This is a genomic window from Sorangium sp. So ce296, assembly GCF_051529605.1.
In the GTDB taxonomy this organism is placed as follows: Bacteria; Myxococcota_A; Polyangia; order Polyangiales; family Polyangiaceae; genus Sorangium; species Sorangium cellulosum_D.
On record NZ_CP150325.1, the window covers coordinates 2,300,097 to 2,320,016 of the forward strand.

The 19,920-nt window shown below is 72.1% G+C and carries 12 protein-coding genes; 8 read left to right on the forward strand and 4 right to left on the reverse strand.

Going from position 1 to position 19,920, the window contains the following annotated elements:
- The first annotated feature begins 10 nt into the window (after window positions 1-10).
- The 4 genes from hrpA (at window position 11) to WME98_RS08875 (ending at window position 7,624) form a co-directional block, all read left to right on the forward strand.
- Window positions 11-3,781 carry an ATP-dependent RNA helicase HrpA gene (hrpA, locus tag WME98_RS08860; protein ID WP_437950875.1) on the forward strand — a complete coding sequence of 1,257 codons (3,771 nt, stop codon included), beginning with the start codon at window positions 11-13 and terminating at the stop codon, window positions 3,779-3,781.
- Window positions 3,782-3,905: 124 nt separating this feature from the next.
- Window positions 3,906-4,937, forward strand: a complete 1,032-nt coding sequence (locus WME98_RS08865) for a hypothetical protein (protein WP_437950876.1) — start codon at window positions 3,906-3,908, stop codon at window positions 4,935-4,937.
- On the forward strand, window positions 4,931-6,382 hold the full coding sequence (locus WME98_RS08870) for a serine/threonine-protein kinase (protein WP_437950877.1): 1,452 nt from the start codon (window positions 4,931-4,933) through the stop codon (window positions 6,380-6,382). The genes WME98_RS08865 and WME98_RS08870 overlap by 7 nt, the downstream gene beginning before the upstream one ends.
- 162 nt (window positions 6,383-6,544) lie before the next feature.
- Window positions 6,545-7,624, forward strand: a complete 1,080-nt coding sequence (locus tag WME98_RS08875) for a hypothetical protein (protein ID WP_437950878.1) — start codon at window positions 6,545-6,547, stop codon at window positions 7,622-7,624.
- Window positions 7,625-7,692: 68 nt separating this feature from the next.
- Here WME98_RS08875 and WME98_RS08880 read toward each other — a convergent pair whose 3' ends face one another.
- The gene (locus tag WME98_RS08880) at window positions 7,693-8,559 is read right to left on the reverse strand and encodes a LysR family transcriptional regulator (RefSeq protein ID WP_437950879.1); all 867 of its coding nucleotides are present in this window, start codon (window positions 8,557-8,559) and stop codon (window positions 7,693-7,695) included.
- Window positions 8,560-8,656: 97 nt separating this feature from the next.
- Between WME98_RS08880 and WME98_RS08885 the strand changes: the two genes are divergently transcribed.
- Together WME98_RS08885 and WME98_RS08890 are read left to right on the forward strand one after the other, a co-directional pair.
- On the forward strand, window positions 8,657-9,571 hold the full coding sequence (locus WME98_RS08885) for an MBL fold metallo-hydrolase (protein WP_437950880.1): 915 nt from the start codon (window positions 8,657-8,659) through the stop codon (window positions 9,569-9,571).
- A gap of 202 nt (window positions 9,572-9,773) precedes the next feature.
- Window positions 9,774-10,793, forward strand: coding sequence for a saccharopine dehydrogenase NADP-binding domain-containing protein (locus WME98_RS08890; protein ID WP_437950881.1), 1,020 nt, complete (start codon window positions 9,774-9,776; stop codon window positions 10,791-10,793).
- 55 nt (window positions 10,794-10,848) lie between these two features.
- Here WME98_RS08890 and WME98_RS08895 read toward each other — a convergent pair whose 3' ends face one another.
- Both WME98_RS08895 and WME98_RS08900 read right to left on the reverse strand, forming a co-directional pair.
- Window positions 10,849-11,586 carry an enoyl-CoA hydratase/isomerase family protein gene (locus WME98_RS08895; RefSeq protein WP_437950882.1) on the reverse strand — a complete coding sequence of 246 codons (738 nt, stop codon included), beginning with the start codon at window positions 11,584-11,586 and terminating at the stop codon, window positions 10,849-10,851.
- 127 nt (window positions 11,587-11,713) lie between these two features.
- Window positions 11,714-12,325 carry a Dps family protein gene (locus WME98_RS08900; RefSeq protein WP_061628737.1) on the reverse strand — a complete coding sequence of 204 codons (612 nt, stop codon included), beginning with the start codon at window positions 12,323-12,325 and terminating at the stop codon, window positions 11,714-11,716.
- Window positions 12,326-12,686: 361 nt separating this feature from the next.
- On the opposite strand from WME98_RS08900, the gene WME98_RS08905 reads away from it, so the two are divergent.
- Together WME98_RS08905 and WME98_RS08910 are read left to right on the forward strand one after the other, a co-directional pair.
- Complete coding sequence (locus WME98_RS08905) at window positions 12,687-16,541, forward strand: serine/threonine-protein kinase (protein ID WP_437950883.1); 3,855 nt, start codon at window positions 12,687-12,689, stop codon at window positions 16,539-16,541.
- A gap of 243 nt (window positions 16,542-16,784) precedes the next feature.
- On the forward strand, window positions 16,785-18,341 hold the full coding sequence (locus WME98_RS08910; RefSeq protein WP_437950884.1) for a formylglycine-generating enzyme family protein: 1,557 nt from the start codon (window positions 16,785-16,787) through the stop codon (window positions 18,339-18,341).
- An 81-nt stretch (window positions 18,342-18,422) separates the two neighbouring features.
- On the opposite strand, the gene WME98_RS08915 is transcribed toward WME98_RS08910, so the two are convergent.
- Window positions 18,423-19,721: a hypothetical protein gene (locus WME98_RS08915; protein WP_437950885.1), complete on the reverse strand. Its 1,299-nt coding sequence runs from the start codon at window positions 19,719-19,721 to the stop codon at window positions 18,423-18,425.
- Window positions 19,722-19,920: the final 199 nt, after the last annotated feature.

Sequence of the window (19,920 nt, forward strand, 5' to 3'; positions counted from 1 at the left end):
CTCGCGCACCGTGAGCTCCCGCGTTCCGCACGAATCCTCCCCTGCGCCGGCCGCCCCCGGCGGCCAGACGTCACCGCCGCCCGCGTCCGCGAGCCCGGTCCGCTTTCCCGAGGAGCTGCCCATCTCGGCGCGGGTGCTCGACATCGCCCGGGCCATCGAGGGGCACCCGGTGGTGATCGTCGCGGGCGAGACCGGCTCGGGCAAGACCACGCAGCTCCCCAAGATCTGCCTGGCCATGGGCCGCGGGCTCCACGCGCGGATCGGCGTGACGCAGCCGCGCCGCATCGCCGCCACCAGCGTCGCGGCCCGCGTCGCCAAGGAGCTCGGCGTCGAGCTGGGCAAGGAGGTCGGCTACAAGATCCGCTTCTCGGACAGGACGAGCCCGGCGACGTACGTCAAGTACATGACCGACGGCATCGTCCTCGCCGAGATCCAGGGCGATCCGCGGCTCTCGGACTACGACACGCTCATCATCGACGAGGCCCACGAGCGCAGCCTCAACATCGATTTCTTGCTCGGGTACCTCAAACGCCTCTTGCCGAGGCGGCCGGATCTCCGCGTCATCATCAGCTCCGCCACGCTCGAGACCGATCGGTTCGCGGCCTTTTTCGACGGCGCGCCGGTCATCGAGGTCTCCGGCCGCACGTATCCCGTGGAGGTCATCCACCGTCCCCCCGAGAGCGGCGAGCCGGAGATCGCCGACGCGGTCGCGAGCACGGTCGAGGAGATCACCGAGATCGACCCGCGCGGGGATATCCTCGTCTTCCTCCCGGGCGAGCGGGAGATCCATGACACGATGGCCGAGCTCGAGCGCCACGGCCTGCCGCACACGACGCTCTTGCCGCTCTACGGGCGGCTCCCGCAGGGCGACCAGCAGCGCGTGTTCCAGTCGATCCCGGGGCGGCGGATCGTGCTCGCGACCAACGTGGCGGAGACGTCGCTCACCATTCCAGGCATCGTGTATGTGGTCGACGCGGGGCTCGCCCGGGTCAACCGATACAGCCCCCGCACCGGCGTCACCCAGCTCCAGATCGAGCCCATCTCGCGCGCGAGCGCCGATCAGCGCAAGGGGCGCGCGGGCCGCGTGCAGAGCGGCGTCTGCTTCCGGCTCTACGCCGAGCAGGACTATCAGGCGCGGCCTGCCTACACCGATCCGGAGATCCTGCGCGTCGGCCTCTCGGGCGTGATCCTGCAGATGAAGGCGCTCGGGCTCGGGGCCATCGAGGATTTTCCGTTCCTCGACCCGCCGTCGAAGCGCGCCGTGGACGAGGGCTATCGGGTCCTCGAGGAGATCGGCGCGCTCGACGAGTCGGGCGCGCTCACGGACATCGGCCGGAAGCTCGCGCGGCTGCCGCTCGATCCGCGGCTCGGCCGGATGGTCCTGGGCGGCGAGCGCGAGGGGGCGCTCGCCGAGGTGCTGATCATCGCCGCCGCGCTCGGGGTGCAGGATCCGCGGGAGCGGCCGCTCTCGGCGCAGAAGCAGGCCGACGACGCGCACCGGAAGTTCAAGGACGAGACGTCGGACTTCGTGGGGCTGCTGAAGCTGTGGAGCTTCTACCAGGACGCGCAGGGCCGGCTGACGCAGAACCAGCTCCGGAAGGCGTGCCGCGATCATTTCGTGTCGTACCTCCGCATGCGCGAGTGGGCCGACGTGCACCGGCAGCTCAGCCGCATCACGAAGGAGATGGGCTTCTCGCCGAACGGCGCGCCCGCGAAGGGCGACGCCATCCATCGCGCGCTCCTGCCCGGCCTGCTCAGCCGTATCGGCATGTGGAACCAGGAGAACCGGGTGTATCTCGGCGCAAGGCAGACGCGGTTTCAGCTCCACCCGTCCTCGGGCCTCGCGAAGAAGCCGCCCGCGTGGATCATGGCCGCCGAGCTGGTCGAGACATCGCAGCTCTTCGCCCGGATGGCGGCGGCCCTCGATCCCGCGTGGATCGAGGCCGCGGCCGGGCCGCTCTGCAAGCGCAGCTACGGCGATCCTCACTGGGCCGCGAAGCCGGCGGCGGTGATGGCCAAGGAGCAGGTGACGCTCTACGGGCTGCCGATCGCGCGGGACCGCAGGGTCGATTACGGGACGATCGATCCGAAGGCGGCGCGCCCGATCTTCCTCCTCCACGCGCTGGTCCGGCAGGAATACACGACGCGCGGGGCGTTCATGGAGGCGAACCGCCGGCTGTTCGAGGAGGTGAGCCGGCTGCGCGACAAGGCGCGGAGGAGCGAGATGCTGGCGGACGAGCACGCGCTCGAGCTCTTCTTCGACCGCCGCGTGCCCGAGGGGGTGTACAGCGGAAAGACGTTCGAGGCGTGGCGGAAGGAGGCCGAGGAGAAGGACCCGCGGGTGCTGTCCCTGTCGCTCGCCGACGTCCTGCTCGACGAGGCCGCAGAGCTCACGCCCGAGCGCTTCCCCGACGCGCTCGACCTCTACGGCGCGACCGTGCCGCTCTCGTACCGCTTCGATCCTGGCGAGGACGACGACGGCATCTCGCTGTCGCTGCCGCTGGTGCTCCTGCCGCAGGCCGATCCGGACGAGCTCGAGTGGATGATCCCCGGGTGGCACGCCGAGAAGATCGCCCTGCTGCTCGAGACGCTGCCGAAGTCGCTCCGCAAGGCGCTGGTCCCGCTCCGGGAGGTCGCCCGGGAGATCGCGGCGGATCTCCGGCCGTTCCAGGGCCCGATGCGGCCGGCGCTCGCGGCCGCCGTCGAGGATCGCACCGGCGAGCGCGTGCCGGCGGACGCGTTCCGGCCCGACGATCTCCCGCCGTACCTGCGCTTCTATTTCCGCGTGATCGGCGAGGACGGCCGGGTGATCGGGGAGGGGCGCGACCTGCGGGAGCTCAAGGAGCGGCTGTCCGGCCGGGCGCGCGAGGCCTGGGCGAGGGTCGGCAAGGCGGGTCTGGAGCGGGACGGGCTGACGTCGTTCGGGGTCGACGCGCTGCCCGAGCGCGTGCAGGTCGACGCCGGGGGGCAGAAGGTGTTCGGCTATCCGGCGCTGATCGACAACGAGGCGTCGGTCTCGGTGCGGGTGCTCGCGTCGAGGGCGGCGGCCGCCGAGGCGACGCGCGCCGGGCTGCGGCGGCTCGTGCTGCTGCAGATGGGGGGCAAGATGAGCCAGCTCGAGCAGCCGCTGCGCAGCGCCGTGGCCGTGAGCGGGCTCGGCGCCAAGGTGGCCCCGGGCGAGCCGAGCCTGGCCCGGCAGATCGCGCTGCGCGCGCTCGACGAGGCGTTCCAGCTCGGCGATCCCGCGGCGTTCCCGAGGACGCGGGCCGCGTTCCAGGCGCGTCTGGACGAGGGCCGGCGGTCGCTGCAGGGCGTGCTGGGGAGGCTCTCGGGGATGGCGCGCGAGATCGGGGTCGAGCTCGATCGCGTGCAGTCGATGCTCCGGTCGATGGCGGGGAAGCCGGGCTCGCCGAGGCAGGCGCTCGACGACGTGCGCACGCAGGTCGACTTCCTGCTGCCGGTCGGGATGTTCGCGCGCGCCCCGCTCGACCGGCTCGCGCACCTGCCGCGCTACCTGCGCGCCGTCCAGATCCGGCTCGAGCGGCTGCCGAACGGGCCGCAGAAGGATCAGGCCAAGGCCGCGCAGGTGCTGCCGTTCTGGCAGGATTACCTCAAGCATCAGCAGGCGCTCCTCAACAAGGGGGTTCCCGCGGAAGAGCTGGAGTCGTTCCGCTGGCTGATCGAGGAGCTGCGGGTGTCGCTGTTCGCGCCCGAGCTGAAGGCGGCTGTCCCGGTGTCGACGCAGCGGCTGTCGGAGCAGTGGAAGCGGCTGCTGGGGTAGCCGGGGGCGTGGCTGCGAATCGAAGCATTACGTCGAAGCGTCCCCAATTGCCACCGATCCAGTGTTTTTGGGGATCTCCTGCAAGCTCCCCTCGGCGTGATCTGTTTTTGGTATGTAGCTGCTGGTGAACATCACGCCGTCGCGAGCGCTCGTTCGATCGTTGCTCTCCCTGGCGCTGGTCCTCGTGCCTTTGGCCGCTGGCGCGGACGCCCCCCCGAGCGGCCCCAAGGCTCGACTCCAGCGCTCGGCCGACCGGGCCGTGGCGGAGGGTCAGCTCGCGGAGGCGCGGGACCTGTGGTTGCAGCTGTGGCAACTCGAACCGTCGGAGAAGGCGGCGTGCAACGTCGGGCAGCTCTCGTTCCGGATCGGGGACATGCCCAGAGCGGCCGAGTTTCTCACGGCGTGTCTGGAGAGGACGCCGGCGCCGGCGGACGCCGGGGCGCGTGAGCGGCACCAGAGCCGAGCGCTGGATCTCGCGCGGGCGAAGCAGGCGGTCGGCGCGTTGACCTTCGCCGTGCCCCGGGGCGCGGAGCTGTCGGTCGACGGCCGGCCCGTTGGGCGGGCGCCGCTCGGGCGCGCGGTGTTCGTCGCGCCCGGCGCGCACCGCGTCCGGGCGGCGCTCGGCGAGGCGGCGCAGGAGACCACCGTGGAGGTGCGCGCGGGGGACGCGCGCCAGGTCGTCCTGGATCCCGCCGCGCCGACGGACACCGGAGCGGCAGCGGCGCGCCCGCCGGCGCGGGTCGAGCCGGGCGCGGCGGCGCCGCGTCCACCGGCGCCGCGCGCGCCGGCGCGGGCCGAGCCGGGCGCGGGGCCCGCGCCGGGGCTCGTCCTGCTGGGCACCGTCGCGTCCGCCGGGTGCGTCACGCTCGGCGCGGTGCTGCTCGCGCGGTCGGGCGAGCACGAGCGCAGGTTCGACGACCTGCTCGAGCGCAACCACGGAGGCTACCGGATCGCCGGCCTGGAGCTCCAGCGCGCGCAGCGCGCCTACAGCGCGATGGAGCTCGCCGAGGAGCGCGCCGCGGTCGCGCTGACGGCCGGCGCGCTCCTGGCCACGGCGACGCTGATCTACGCCTTTTATCCCCGGAGCACCCCGAGGAGCCGCGGCCCGAGGTTGACCGCGGTGGGGACGCGGCTCCACCTGGAGGCGGCGTGGTAGATGGGTCTGGACTGGGATACCGGATCGTCGAGCGGCTGGAGGGCCTCGGCCGTGTGGACGTCTATGCCGCCGTCGATCGCGACGGCCGGGACGCGCTGCTCTACCTGAGCGAGGCGGTGCCCGGCGGGTTCCGCGACGGTCTCGAGCGGCTGCGCGCCGTGAGCCGGCGCATCGAGGAGGTCCCGCTGGTGCTCGACGGCGGCCTCGGGGGCTCGTTCTGCTGGGCGGCGACGGAGCGGTGCGACGGCCGGTCGCTGCGCGCCCTTCTCGAGGAGCGCCCCGGGAGCATCACGCCGCCGTGGGTGCTCTCTCAGGTCGCCGAGGTCGCCGAGGTCCTGAAGATCGCGCACGCCGCGGGGATCTTCCATGGGGACCTCTGCCCGGAGCGCGTGATCCTGCTCGACGACGGCTCCTTCAAGCTCACCGGCCTGGGTCTCGCGCAGCTCTTCGGTCTGAGCGCGGCGGACGCGGCGACGGCGCCGGCGTACCGGGCGCCCGAGCAGCTCGCGGAGCCCGCGGTCCTGGACGAGCGGACCGACGTCCACGCGCTGGGCCTCGTGCTCTACGAGCTGATCGGGCTGCGCCGGCCGTTCGCGGAGCGAGCGCCGGAGGAGCTCGTCCGCTGCATCCTGAACACCACGCCGCTGCCGCTCGAGACCTTCGTCCCCTTGCCGCCGCTGGTCGCGGGCGTCGTGAGGCGCGCGACCGAGAGGGCCCCGGAGGCCCGGTACCGCGACATGGCGGAGCTCATCGCGGCGCTGCACGGCGCGCTCGAGGGCTGGTGTCGCTGGCAAGGCGAGGTCGACCGGGGGGCCGGCGCCGGGGTGCGCCGCGCGTCGACGGCGTCGCGCGGCGGGGGGTCGCAGCGCCCGGCGCCGCTGTCCGACGGGTTGGCGCGGCCCTCGGGTGCGGCAGGCCCGAGGTCTGGGGGCGCGACGCCGCAGGACCGGCGGCCCGAGCCGCAGAGCGAGGAGGTGACGGAGCGGCCGCGCGACGTTTCCTCCTCGATCTCGACGGGGTCTGCGTCTGCGCCCGGCGCGCAGGTGAACAGGCCACCTTCGCCTCCCGGGAGGCGGACTCGGATTGCGCTCACGGTGGGAGCAGGCGGCCTGGTCCTCGCGGCGGCGGCGGCAGCGCTCCTCGGACGGCTCCATCTCGGCTCGCCGTCTGCGGCGCGCCCGCCGGCCGTCGCGCGGCTCCCGCGCGTCCTCGTGCTGGCTGCGCGCGCCGCGCCGGCTCCCGGGGAGCTGGACGCTGTCCCGAGGAAACGCCCCCTCCGCCCGAGGCCCGCGCTCGGGGCGAGCCCGGAGCCCACGGCCCCCGCGACCGCGGCGGCGCCGGCGCCTGCTCCGCCGGAGCCGAAGGAGCCGGTGCCGCCGTGCAACGCGGACTGGTACGAGTGCGGGGCAAGCTGGCCCGACGCGCGTTCCAGCACGTTCCGTTGACGCCCTCGACATTTCCAGCCTTTAGCAGGGCTTTCTGTCGATTTCTTACGCGCTTCTGCGACTCCGGTGCTGTATAGGAGGAGCCGTGTAGAGGGCAGTCCGCGCCCCTCGCTGGTCTCTTTTTCCGGCGAGCGAAGGGTCGTGCCCGGAGGCTCTGTTCGCATGAATACGCTATTTCGCCGCGTGGTGCTCGCCGCGTCGGTGCTCGCTGGCGCCGCGTGGTTCGTGGGCTCTTGTGCCGGGGATTCTCCTTCTCTGGGAGGCTACTGCGAGGACGACGCCGATTGTCACACAGAGTACCAGGACATCCCCGGAGCGACCTGCGTCGGCGATCGTTGCCAGTGTGTCGACTTGGAAGAGCATATCTGTTGCACTCCCAGCGAGGCGGCGGATCCGGATTGCCCTCTGTCATGCAGGCCGTGCGCGGAGTGCGCTCCGGGAACGGAGGCATGCGAGCCTGATGGCGGCGTCGACGCTGGCTGCAAGAGCGACGCGGAGTGCCCTGGGCCGCCGAGCCGCGCGTGCGGGGCCGGGCGGTGCGTCGAGGGCGCGTGCACCGTGGAGATCCACCCCGGGCCGGTCGCCTCACAGCGAAAGGGAGATTGCCGGCGGGTCGAGTGCACGGTCACGGGCGAGCTCATCGAGTTCGAGGACCCGTCCGACGTCTACGACGACGGCGAGCAGTGTACGTACGATAGCTGTGGCGAGGGCGGGCCGGTCAACAAGCCGCTGACCGAAGGCGCGGAATGTCCGGACGAGCAACAGAGGATGTGCCATGTGGGCACGTGCGTGGCGTGCTTTGATGGCGACGTGACCATGAACGACTGTCCCAACGGCCTGGCTTGCTCCGGCGTGGTCTGTGTGCCGTCCCACTGCACGAACAACGTTGTCGATGTCGCGCTCGGGGAGACCGCGAGGGACTGCGGCGGTACGTGCCGCCCATGCACCACCGGTGAAGCCTGCGGGACGAGAGCAGATTGCGAGAGCAAGGTCTGCGGCGGGGGTCTCTGCGCGGCGCCGACGTGCGAGGACGGCGCGCAGAACGGGGATGAGACGGGGGTCGACTGCGGGGTGTTCCCCTGCCAGCCCTGCGCGGCGGGTCAAGGCTGCAGGACGGGCGCGAGCTGCGAGAGCGGCGTCTGCTGGGCGGGTGCGTGCCAGGAGCCCTCATGCACCGACGGCGTGATGAACGCCGGCGAGACCGGCGTGGATTGCGGCGGCAGCTGCGCGCCCTGCGGGTGAGCCGCCGATCTCGCCGCGCCCATCCACCGCGCCACCATCAGGGGCTGAGCCTCGCGGGGAGGGGCGACTCAAAGGAGGGAGGACACCTTTCCTGGGTCAGTGATGAAATCAACCAGCGCCCGCACCCGAGCGGGAACATGGGCTCTCGAAGGCATCACCAGATAGAGCGGCAGCGCAGGGACTCGATGGATGGAGGACAGCCTCGCCAGGGCGCCGGATTTCACCTCCTCGGCGCACAGGCTCTCCGGCAGCAGGGCGATCCCGCGCCCTTGCAGCGCAAAGGTCTTTGCAAGCTCGAAATTGCGCGTGGAGAGCGGGGACGGCTGCAGGCTTGAACGAGCGCGCTTCCGCAGGCGCTGCGCAGGGTCGTAGATCGCATGCTCGTGCAGGTGGACGAGCGTCTTCCCAACGCGCCGCGTCTTGATGTACTCGGGGCTGGCATGAAAGGCTAGTCCGCCCTCGCCGAGCTTGCGCGCCACGACGCCCAGGGTGCCGGGGGAGCCGCCACGCAGGGCGAGGTCGATGTTGTGGGCCACCAGGTTCAAGAGCTCGTCGCTGACCACGGTCTCAACTCGGATCCCGGGATGCCGCTCGATGAACGCGCCGAGCAAACGTGCCAATGCCGGCTTGGGCATGTCGAGCGGCACCGTGAGCCGTATCGTGCCGGCGAGCTCGTTCGACCGCGTGAGCTGGCTCTCGGCTTTCGTGAGCACGTCGATGGCTGCTTCGCACTGCTCCATGTAGGAGCGGCCCTCGTCCGTCAGCGTGACGCGGCGGGTGGTTCGATGTAGCAGGCGGACGTTCAAGCGTGCTTCCAGGGCACGCACCCGCGCGCTCACCGTGGATCGCGGCAAAGATAGGTGCTGGCTTGCCGCGGCGAAGCTGCCCGATCGTGCGACCTCGATGAACGCCTGGATCTGCGGGAGGCTGATCATTGAACAAGTTTTTTAGTCAGTCTCGGCGAGATTGTCCATCTCGTCTGCCCCCACTGCAGGCGCTACGCTTTGCCCGTCATCACCACGGAGCAGGCGAATGGATTCTACTCGGCGCAATTTTCTCTGGGCTCTTTCGCTGCTGACGCTGCAAGGCTGCGCGCTGCGGCCTGACCGCACCTCCGCGGCCCGGTCGAGCGAACCTGGGCAAGAGCCCGTGCTCCACGTCACGTGGGTCGGGGGGCCGACGATGGCGATCTCGTTCGGCGATCTGACCATCCTGACGGATCCGGTGCTGGGAGAGAGCTTCTCGATGGGCGACCCCAACGAGCCCGTGGACTACCGGAAGGTCGTGCAGCACCATCGGTCGACGCCGTTCAGCGGCATCGACCCCAAGGTAGCGGACCTCGTTCTGCTCAGCCATGCCCATGAAGACCATTTCGATCAGCAGGCGTGGGCTGATCTTGATCGTTCGCTGCCTATCCTGCTGCCGATGGCCGACGTGAGGACGGTGACCGCCAAAGGGTTCAGGCGCGTGGAGGGTATGCAGTGGGGAGACATGCGGAGGCTGGCTGCTGGCGCAGGGCGCGCAGTGTTCATCACCGCCATGCCCGCGCACCATTCGAGCGATCCGAAGATTGCCGGGGCTCTCGGCAAGGGAAACGGATACTGGGTCGAGCTGACGGAAGGCAGCTGGCGGCGAGCGATCTACTGGACGGGCGATTCGATGCCGACCGAGGAGGTGATCGCTGCAGCCCGGTCGCGGGGTAGACCGGATCTGCTGGTACCCCATGTCGGTGGGGTGGGCGCGACCGGGCCTTTCGGGCTGATCAGCATGCGGGCGTCGGACGTGGTCGCGCTCGCCCGGGCCGTTCAGCCGCGACACGTGCTGCCCATTCACCATTCGACCTACGAGTTCTACCGCGAGCCGATCAGCGAGCTTGCCGCGCGCAGCGAAGGCGAGGCGTACCGGCTGGATTTGATCGCCGCCGGGTCGACGGTCGTGTACCGGTAGGCGGCCTCCGGAAGCGGGCGGGCTCAGGCCGCCTCTGCATCTCGCCCGCGATCGAGGTACCGGCGCCCCCGGGGCGCGCAGGGCGGAGAAAACGCCGCGGGCGCGCTTGACAGGGCGGGCCCTCGTGTACATTACCATTGGTAACTTACCAACGGTAAGTTGTTCACGCCCGGTGGATCGGGCGGAGAGGAGCTCATCCATCATGACGAACATGGCGAAGGGCACGAGGGAGTCCGTTCTCATCGTCGGAGGGTCCGGCGTCGTCGGCTCTCGGACCGCGAGGACGCTGCGCGCGCTCTACCCCGACCTGCCGATCGCGATCGGCGGGAGAGATCTCGCGAAGGCCGCGGCGGTCGCGGAGCAGATCGGCCGCGCGCGCCCTGTCCGCGTGGACCTCGAGCGGCCCGATCTCGGGCAGCCGGCGGGCGAGGTATACGGCGCGGTGCTCATGTTCGTGAAGGACGAACGGATGAACGCGCTCCGCTTCGCGCAGGAGAACGGCGCGGCCTACGTCGACATCTCGACGGTGGCGTTCGAGCTCGCGCCCGAGGTCGCGCTCCACGCGCAGCGGCCGAGGAGCGCGCCCGTCCTGCTCGCGAGCCACTGGCTCGCCGGCTCGGCCACGTTGCCGACCCTCCACTTCGCCAGGGGCTACGCGCGCGTCGAGAGCGTCGCGATCGGCGTGGTCCTCGACGAGCAGGACGTGGGCGGCCCCGCCGCGTACGCCGACTTCGAGCGCCAGACCAGGGCCGGGATGAACGGGCTCCTCCTGAAGGACGGCCGGTGGATCTGGGTGGCTGGAGAGGAGGGCTCACGGTCGTTCGTGACCGTCGACGGCACCGAGGTGAAGGGCCAGATCTACCCGGTGCTCGATCCCATGAGCATCGCCGCGGCGACTGACGCGCGCTCGATCCGGTTCGATCTCGTGCTCGGGGAGACGGCCAGCCGCCGGCGAGGCGAGCCGTTCTCGACCGAGATCGTGATCGAGCTCGAGGGGGTGAAGAAGGACGGCGCGCGAGGGCGTTCGCGCCACGAGCTCGTGCACCCGGAGGGCCAGGCGCCGATGACCGCCGTCGGCGTCGCCGTGGCCGTGGAGCGGCTGCTCGGGCTCGCCGGCGGCGAGCCCGTGGCCCCAGGCCTCTACCATCCGAACGCGCTGATCGACCCCGAGCACATGCTCGACCGCCTCGCCGCGTTCGGCACGCGAATCCGCAGCGCGTGACCCGGCGCGCCCGCCGGTAGCACTTTGCCGGAGCCGTCCGGGGCGCTTCGGCACCTCACCCCGCGAGCGTCGCCGTCAATACCTGCTTCGCCGAGAGCAGCGCCTCGACGAAGGCCTCCCGCTCCTCGGGCAGCGGCGCGGCGATCCGCGCCCACGCCTCCTTGCGGTGGGTCGCCTTGACGAAGCGGAACGCCGCCGCGGGGCGGCTGCACGCCGTGGCGAGCCAGCGGCGCGCGTCCTCGAGCGGCTCCTTGGAGAGCGCGTCGCCGACGCCCATCTCGAACACCTCCGCAGGAGAGTGGCTGTCCGCCCCGAAGACGAGCCTCCGAAACGCGCGGGTGGGACAGGCGGCGCGCACGATCTCGAAGGCGACGCGCGGAAACGGGATCCCCACGACGAGCTCGGGGAGCCCGAACTTATGATCGCCGTCGCCGAGCGCGATGTAGTCGGCGCACATCGCCAGCACGGCGCCGCCCGCGAGCGCGTGGCCGTGCACCGCGGCGGCGAACGGCTTCGGGAAGCGGAACGCGGCGCCGAAGGCGGCGTCGAAATCGTCGAGGAAGCCCGCGAGCCGCTCTCGATCGAGCGACGCGACCTCGCGCAGGTCGAGCCCCGCGGACAGGCACTTGCCGGCGCCGCGGACGAGGACCCCGCGCACGGCGTCGTCCTCCCCGAGCCGCCGGAAGACGTCGGCCATCTCGCGGAGCACCGCCTGGCTCATCGCGTTGACCTTGGGTCGATTCAACACGACCTCGGCGATACCGCCGCTCTCGAGCACCTCGATGAATTGCATCGGCAGAGCATCGCGCACCGCCGATCACGGCGCAAGACCGCGCGTCCGGCGGCGATCCGACGGCCTCATCCACCCTGGTTATCCCGACCACCCCCGGCCGCGCTCAGCGCGGCATCGCCCCCGCCGCCTACCGCGCCCGGACGAGCGGCGTGTCCACGAGGTGCTCGGACAGGAACCACACCTGCATCTCGTTGACGCGGACAATCTGGCTTACGAGCAGGTCGTTCGTCCCGTCGTCGCCGCCCTGCGCCGCCTTGCCCGCCGCCTCGCGCGCCTCGATCAAGATCTGCTCGTGCGCCTCGAGCAGCCGCGAGATCTGCACCGGCACCTCCTCGCGCCCCCGCGGCGGCCGCTCGATCTTCGACATCTCCGCGACGTCGTGCGCCATCGCGATGGCGATACCCCCGAGCGTCTGCACCCGCTCGGCCAGGTCGTCGACGAGCTTGGCTTGCTCCTCGTAGTGCTTGTCGAGCAGGAGGTGCAGCGAATAGAAGGTCGCCCCGGATACCTGCCAGTGGTGCTTCTTGTACATGTCGCGCAGCACCATCGTGTCGCTCAGGATCTGGTTGAGCGCCTTGACGCTCGCCGCGCGCACGTCGTCGCCGAGCCCGAGCGGATAGCGCGCCAGCGCCCCGTACGGCTGAATCTCCTCCGCGCGCTGGCGCAGGATGGGTTGCGCCTCGGGCCCTGGCCTGCCGTCCCCGGTCGTCTGCTCACGCAACTGAGTCATCGTCGCCATGATCGCTCCTCTCGCCCACCCCGCCTTCTTCGCGTTCGAGGCGCCGCATGGCAACCCCTCCACCCGCGCCGCGAGGCCGCCTGTGCGCGCCTGCCGCGCTCACCCCACCTGCCGCGCTCACCCGCCTGTCGCGATCACCCCACCTGCCCCGCGGCTCCCCCGCCCTGCCCTCTGTTTCGATGAGATTTCCAGCGCGCGCCCCGCACACGCGCGCTCGTCCGCCCCGGCCGGCTCTCCCCCCCGGAGACGTACGCCGGACCGGGCGCGAGGCCGCGCGAGGCGGAATGAGCACTGGACGCAGAGCTTGACTCGCTGGCAGTCTGCCCGCCGGTGAGCACCCTCCCGGGGCGCTCGGTGAGCGATGCAGGCAGGAGACATCATCGACGGCCGCTTCTGCATCGAGCACCTGGCGGCCTCCGGCGGCATGGGCGCCGTCTACCGGGCCCGCGATCGAGAGACCGGCGAGGCCGTCGCGATCAAGCTCCTGACCACCGAGGGCAGCCAGCACCTCGGCCGCTTCGCGCGCGAGGCGCAGGCGCTCGCGGCGGCCCGCGTGCCCGGCGTCGTGCGCTACGTCGCGCACGGCGCCACCGCGTGGGGACAGCCGTACCTCGCCATGGAGTGGCTCGACGGCGAGACGCTCTCCGACCGCCTCACGCGCCAGGGCCTCACCCTCGAAGAGACCCTGGAGCTCGGCCTGCGCGTCGCGACGACCCTCGGCGAGATCCACAGGCTCGGCCTCGTCCACCGCGACCTGAAGCCGAGCAACCTGCTGCTCCAGGGCGGCTCGCTCGACCGCGTGAGCCTCATCGACTTCGGCCTCGCGCGCGCCGCCACCGACGAGCCGCTCACCGCCGCCGGCCTCGTCCTCGGCACGCCCGGGTACATGGCCCCCGAGCAGGCCCGCGGCGAGCTCAGCGCCGACGCCCGCGTCGACGTGTTCGCCCTCGGGTGCATCCTCTACCGCTGCCTCACCGGCCGCGCCGCCTTTCAGGGGAACGCCGGCCTCGCCGTGCTGATGAAGGTCCTCCTCGAGGACCCGCCCCGCGTGCGCGAGCTCCGGCCCGGCACCCCCGCCGCGCTCGACGACCTCGTCGCCCGCATGCTCGCGAAATCGCCGAACGATCGTCCGGCCGACGGCGACGCCGTCGCGGCCGAGCTCGCCAGGATCGACGCGCCCGAGGGCGGCCTCGGCGGGCCGCGCTCCTTCCCGCCGCGGGCCGTGGAGCTCACGACCGGCGAGCGGCGCGTGATGTGCCTCGTGGTCACCCGCGAGCACCCCGCCGAGGGCGACGGCGCCGAGGAGCCGCGCCGCGCACAGCTCTGGCAGCTGCACGACGTGGCCGAGCAGTACCGCGGCGAGCTCGAGCTCGTCGAGGGCCGCTCGCCGCTCATCGTGCTGTCGGGCGCGGGCACGCCGACCGACCTCGCGGCGCGCGCCGCCCGCTGCGCCCTCGCGCTGAAGGAGCTGCTCGGCGGCGCGCCCGTCGCGCTCGCCACCGGCCGCGCGGAGCTCTCCGCGCGCGTGCCCGTCGGCGAGCTCATCGACCGCGCCTTCCAGATGCTCGCGGCCGACGACGGCCGCTTCCCCCTCGCGGGCGTCCGCATCGACGAGGTGACCGCGGCCCTCATCGGCGCCCGCTTCGACGTCACCGAGGACGCCGCCGGCCGCGTCCTCCACGGCGCGCGCGACGAGCGCACCGCGCAGCTGCTCGGCAGGCCGACCACGTACGTCGGCCGCGAGCGCGAGCTCGCGATGCTCCTCGCGGAGGTCGATCGCTGCATCGACGAGGGCGCCGCCGGCGCCGTGCTCGTGACCGCCGAGGCGGGCATGGGCAAGTCGCGCCTGCGCCAGGAGCTCATCCGCAAGCTCCGCGAGCGCGGCGACCGCATCGAGGTCTGGATCGGCCAGGGCGACCCCATGGGCGCGGGCTCCGCCTTCGGCCTGCTCGCGAGCGCCCTCCGCCACGCCCTCGGCATCGCCGACGGCGAGCCGCTCGAGGCGCGGCAGCGCAAGGTCCGGGGCCGCGTGGAGCAGCACGGCCTCGACGCCGCCCGCGTCGCGCCGTTCCTCGGCGAGCTCGTCGGCGCGCCGTTCCCCGACGAGCACGACGTGCAGCTCAGGCTCGCGCGGCGCGACGCCGTGCTGATGGGCGACCAGCTCCGCCTCGCCTGGGAGGCGTTCCTCGGGGCGGCGTGCCGCGCGGGGCCGGTGCTCCTCGTGCTCGAGGACCTGCAGTGGGGCGATCTCCCCACCGTCACGATGGTGGAAGAGGCGCTGCGGACGCTCAAGGACGCGCCGCTGCTCGTGCTGGCGCTCGGGCGGCCCGACGTGCGCCGGCTCTTCCCGGGGCTCTGGGAGGGCCGGCTCGCGCACGAGCTGCACCTCTTGCCGCTCCCGCGCCGGGCGAGCGAGCGGCTCGTGCGCGAGGCGCTCGGCGCGCACGCGCGGCACGACCTCGTGGCGCGCCTCGTCGAGCGCGCGGACGGCAACGCGTTCTTCCTCGAGGAGCAGATCCGCGCCGTCGCGGAGGGCAAGAGCGAGGGCCAGCCGGAGACGGTGGTGGCCATGGTGCAGGCGCGGCTGGAGACGCTCGACGCCGAGGCGCGGCGGCTCCTCAGGGCGGCGAGCATCTTCGGCGAGACGTTCCGGGCGAGCGCGGTCGCCGCGCTGCTCGGGAGCGTCGACATCGCGCCGCTCCTCTCGGAGCTCCTGCGGCGCGAGGTGATCGTGCGGCGAGGCGAGGGGCGGCAGCGCGACGACGCGGAGTACTGCTTCCGCCACGCGCTCGTGCGCGAGGCCGCCTACGGCATGCTGACCGCGCGCGACCTCCGCATCGGCCACGCGCTCGCCGGCGGCTTCCTCGAGGCGGCCGGCGAGGGCGATCCGCGCGTCCTCGCCGAGCACTTCGAGCGCGGCGAGGAGCCCGAGAAGGCCGCCGAGTGGTACCTGCGCGCGGCCGACAAGGCGCTGCGGGGCAACGACCTCGCCGCGGCGATCGCGTGCGCCGAGCGCGGCATCGCCTGCGGGCCGGGGGAGGCCGCGGTGGGCGCGCTCCGCCTCGTCGAGGCCGAGGCGCTGCTCTGGCGCGGGGAGCCCGCCCTCGCCGAGCAGCGCGGGGTCGAGGCGACGCAGCACCTCGCGCCCGGCTCCGTGGCCTGGTTCTCGGCGTTCACGCAGCTCGCCGGCGCGGGGCACAAGCAGGGCCAGTACGAGCGCGTCGAGCGCTGGATGATGGTCGTCCTCGGCGCCGAGCCCCTCGAGGGCGCGCGCGTCGCGAAGAACGCCTGCCTGCTCGAGGGGGCGATCGTGCTCCTGCTCGGCGGCCGCTACGAGTGCGTCGACGCGCTGATCGACGCGGTCGAGCAGGCGACGGAGGACGCGTCGGCCGCGGATCTGCTGATCGAGGCGAAGCTCCTCTACCTGCACGGGCTGCTCCGGCAGCACAACGGCGATCCGAGCGCCTGCATCGCGAGCATGGGCGCGGCGCTCGCCGCCTTCGAGGACATCGGCGATCGCCGCGAGGCGTGCCGGGCGCGGCTCAACATGGGCCTCTGCTACGTGCAGTTCGGGTACTTCGAGGCGGCGGCGGAGGTCCTCCGCGCCGGGCTCGCGGAGGCGGAGCGGATGGCGCTCGACGATCGGGTGCCGAACGCGCTGCAGAACCTCGGCCTCGCGCTGGCCCACTCGGGCCAGGTCGACGCCGCCAAGGCGGCCCTGCGGAGCTCGATCGAGGCGCTGGAGCGCCGCGGCGACCGGCGCCGGGAGTGCGAGAGCCGGCTCCAGCTCGCGCGCGTGCTGCTCCTCGCGGGCGAGCCCGCGCTCGCCGAGGTGGAGTCGCGGGCGGCCGAGGCGCTCGCGCGGGACGTGCCCGAGCGGCTCCCCGCGGCGATCGCGACGCGCGCGCGCGCCCTGCTCGAGCTCGGGCGCGCCGGGGAGGCGCTCGCGGCCACGACCGAGGCGCTGTCGCTGCTCGAGTCGGACCGCCGCGAGGAGGAGGGCTTCCTGGTGCGCCTGGTCCACGCCGAGGCGCTCTCGGCGACGGGCCAGGCGGCCGAGGCCAAGGGCGCGATCGCGCTGGCCCGCAACGGGCTGCTCGTGCGGGCCGGGAGGATCGGCGATCCGGTCTGGCGCGAGCGCTTCCTGAGCGACGTGCCCGATCACGCGCGGATCCTCGCGCTCGCGCGCGAGTGGCTGGACGAGGTCGCTCGCTGAGGCGCCGGCGGCCTCGCGGAGCGCCTGCGGCCTCGTGGAGCGCCTGCGGCCTCGTGGAGCGCCTGCGGCCTCGCGGAGCGCCTGCGGCCTCGTGGAGAACGGCCTGCGCGGCGCACGGGGAAGCACGTATCCGGCGATGGTTTCGGCCCGCCGGCCGGTGTTTTGTCGCGCTGGACAGCCGATATCGCAAGTAAGCTGAGCGTCTTCCTCTGACCTCGTGATTGCATGCAGGGAGGCAGCTCCATGATCCGGTCGTCTGTCGTTCTGATTCCTCTGGCGGCCCTCGCCGTGGCCGTCTCGTGCAGCAGCAGCAACGATGCGGGCCGGCCTCCGACCCAAGGGAACCTCCCCACGGGCAGCGTCACGACGGGCACCAGCGGCACCGGCGGGCAGGGCGGCGGCACCGGCGGAGACGGCGGCGGCACCGGCGGACAGGGCGGCGGCACCGGCGGACAGGGCGCGGGCGGCGCTGAGCCCTCGCCGGGCTGTACCAACGGCATGAAGGACGGCGACGAGACCGGCATCGACTGCGGCGGCGAGGGCTGCGATCCTTGCCCCGCGGGCCAGGCGTGCGCGGCGCCGACGGATTGCATCTCACGGCGTTGCGAGGAGAGCGCGGGCAGCGGCGGGCCCACGTGCGCGGAGGCGCGGTGCGATAACGGCGTGAAGGACGGCGACGAGACCAGCATCGACTGCGGCGGCGGCGCGGCGCCGCGCGACGGCAACCCGGCGTGCCCTCCCTGCGCGGACCTCCTGGACTGCGTGACGGGCTCGGATTGCGAGTCGCTGAGCTGCGTTGGCGGCAAGTGCCTGGCGGCGAGCTGCAGCGACAGGGTGAAGAACGGCGATGAGACCGCCGTCGATTGCGGCGGGCGCTGCGCCGGCTGCGCGCCCGGCGAGGCATGCAGCCTGTCGACCGACTGCCGCGAGCGCGTCTGCGCCAATCAGATCTGCCAGACGGAGAGCTGCAGCGACGGGGTGAAGAACGGCAAGGAGACCGACGTCGACTGCGGCGGGATGGTGTGCCGCACCAAGTGCCCTGCGGGGCAGCAGTGCACGAGCCGCGAAGACTGCGCGACGAACGTCTGCAACAGCACGACCCATCTCTGCGCCTGCCCCGACGGGATGTTGATCGCGCCCGTGGCGGGCGGAGGGAACTACTGCATCGATCAATACGAGGTGACCAAGAAGGAGTACAACGCCTTCCTGGGGGCGAGCCCGATGCTCGCCGGCCTGCCGGCCGAGTGCTCCGGGAACATCTACCAGCCCTCGGACGGGTGGCCCTACAGCGAGGAGAGAGCGCCCGTCAACTATATCGACTGGTGCGACGCTTACGCGTACTGCATGTGGCGGGGCAAGCACCTCTGCGGCAAGATCGGCGGTGGAGCGAGCTCGCCCGCCGATCTCGCGAACGCCGCGCAAAACGAGTGGTACAACGCGTGCTCCGGCCAGGGGGTGAACGAATATCCCTACGGCCACGCGTATGCGGCGAGGTGCAAGGTCAACGATCCCGACGGCGAGTTCGCCCTGAAGTCCGTGGGTCCCGCCCCGATTCCGCCGGTGACGATGTGCGAGGGCAGCGTGACGGACCTCTATCACATGAGCGGCAACGTGGCCGAGTGGGAGAACTCCTGTGACGCGGAGGGCAACTGCCTCATCCGCGGCGGCTCGAGGGCGTCGGTGCCGGACGCGGACGATGTCGCGAAGCGCTCGCTCAAGGCGGCCAGGTGCGATGCGAGCTTGTCCGCGCCCCGGCGCGACGACACGAACCCGGACATCGGCTTCCGCTGCTGTCTCTGAGGGTCCGAGCCTGACGGCGCGCAGGGCGGCGCGCCCGGGCCGGCGGCGGCGCTGGCGAGCGCCGCCGCCGCTCGCGCGAGCTCAATCCGCCGCTTCGGGATCGCAGCCGTAGAGGACGTCGATCGCCGCCCCGGCGTCGGCCTGGACCGCCTGGCACGCGTCGGGGCAGAGCTTGATCATGTCGTCCTCGATGAAGAACGAGCCCGCGGCGCACGCCGCCGCGTTCGGCACCTGACGGAACGACTGCGGATCGCCCCCGTCGCCCGGGGTGTACTGGACGACCACGGTCGAGAGGTCGATGACCTCCCCCGGCGGCGAGTCCGGCACGGCGAACTCGCACTCGACCACCGCGCCGGTGATGACGCCCTCCGCGATCGCCTGGAACACCACGTCATAGGAGCTCGTCTGGCAGAGCGGGAACCTGAGGCCGCCGGTCCTCTTGCTGAGCGTCTGGTAGCCCGTGCCCGGCGCCACGGCGGTGCCGCACATCTCCTCGACCACGTCGCCGTCGGGCCCGTAAGCGTCCGTGGCGGGCGTGTTCTCGCGGAGCCCGACGATGCTGTGGAAGACGTAGTTCGGCGCGGTGACGTCGCCGAAGACCACCGGATCCAGGCCGAACAAGAGCCCCTCGAAGTCGTCGGCGACATCTTCCAGATCCTGCCGCGTGTCGTCGATATAGATGTTGCGCGGGAGGTGCGTCGACTGGCAGCCCACGTGATCGTCGGTGATCACCGTGATCACCTTGAGCGAGTCCGGGCGCACCCACTCGGACCAGCCGGACGGCGCGACGCCGTGCTGGTCGGGCAGGCCGCCGTTGTAGCTGCCGAGCAGGACGCAGAGCGCGTCGTTGCTCCTGATCTCGTGGCTGTAATGGTAGAAGACGGGCGGGTTGTTCCCGGGCGCCTCCGGCACCGGGTCGCAGCTCGCCGCGCTGAGCGGGGCGCCGACGCAGATCGAGTCGTCGACGTTCGCGGCGCCGTGCGCGGAGATCATGATGACGCGGTAGTCGATGCCGCTCGCGCCGATGATCGCGGCGAAGCTCTCGTTGATGTTGTTCTGTACGCTGATGATCTCGTTCGCCATGCTGGGCGAGTTGTCGATGACGAACACGATATCGACCGGCCGCTTCGTGAGGGTGGCCTCGGCGACCGTGGCGACACACGCCGTGTCGGGCGTGACCGGCGGCGCGCCTCCCGTGTTGTGGCCGGAGCCCGCGCCGATCTGGTCGTCGCCGCCGTCGCCGCCGCCGCCAGCGGTCCCCCGGTCGCCCCCGGCGCCGCCGCCCGCGCCGCCGCCTCCGCCGACGTTCGCCCCAGCCGTCTCGCCTGCCTCGCCCTCCGCTCCGGAGCTGCAGGAGCACCCCGCGGCGCCGGTGATCATCAGAACACCCAACCCAAGAAGCGGAACCAACATGGTAGACCGGGAGAGCTTCACATGAACCTCGACCGCTAGGGCGCAAGAACGCGCCATATCAGATTGCACAACTGCAACGAGATGTGGTGGTGAATTTGACCTGAACGCGATTTTTCTCGCTGGCTGCTCGCTCGCTGGGTCGTGTGAGGGTCGTTGTGCGCAATGC

Bases quoted from the DNA above. Each gene is read 5' to 3' on its own strand.
- WME98_RS08885 (WP_437950880.1), top strand. From the start codon at position 8,657: ATGGATTCTACTCGGCGCAATTTTCTCTGGGCTCTTTCGCTGCTGACG.
- WME98_RS08875 (WP_437950878.1), top strand. From the start codon at position 6,545: ATGAATACGCTATTTCGCCGCGTGGTGCTCGCCGCGTCGGTGCTCGCT.
- WME98_RS08910 (WP_437950884.1), top strand. From the start codon at position 16,785: ATGATCCGGTCGTCTGTCGTTCTGATTCCTCTGGCGGCCCTCGCCGTG.
- WME98_RS08890 (WP_437950881.1), top strand. From the start codon at position 9,774: ATGACGAACATGGCGAAGGGCACGAGGGAGTCCGTTCTCATCGTCGGA.
- WME98_RS08915 (WP_437950885.1), bottom strand. From the start codon at position 19,721: ATGATCACCGGCGCCGCGGGGTGCTCCTGCAGCTCCGGAGCGGAGGGC.
- WME98_RS08905 (WP_437950883.1), top strand. From the start codon at position 12,687: ATGCAGGCAGGAGACATCATCGACGGCCGCTTCTGCATCGAGCACCTG.
- WME98_RS08880 (WP_437950879.1), bottom strand. From the start codon at position 8,559: ATGATCAGCCTCCCGCAGATCCAGGCGTTCATCGAGGTCGCACGATCG.
- WME98_RS08900 (WP_061628737.1), bottom strand. From the start codon at position 12,325: ATGGCGACGATGACTCAGTTGCGTGAGCAGACGACCGGGGACGGCAGG.
- WME98_RS08895 (WP_437950882.1), bottom strand. From the start codon at position 11,586: ATGCAATTCATCGAGGTGCTCGAGAGCGGCGGTATCGCCGAGGTCGTG.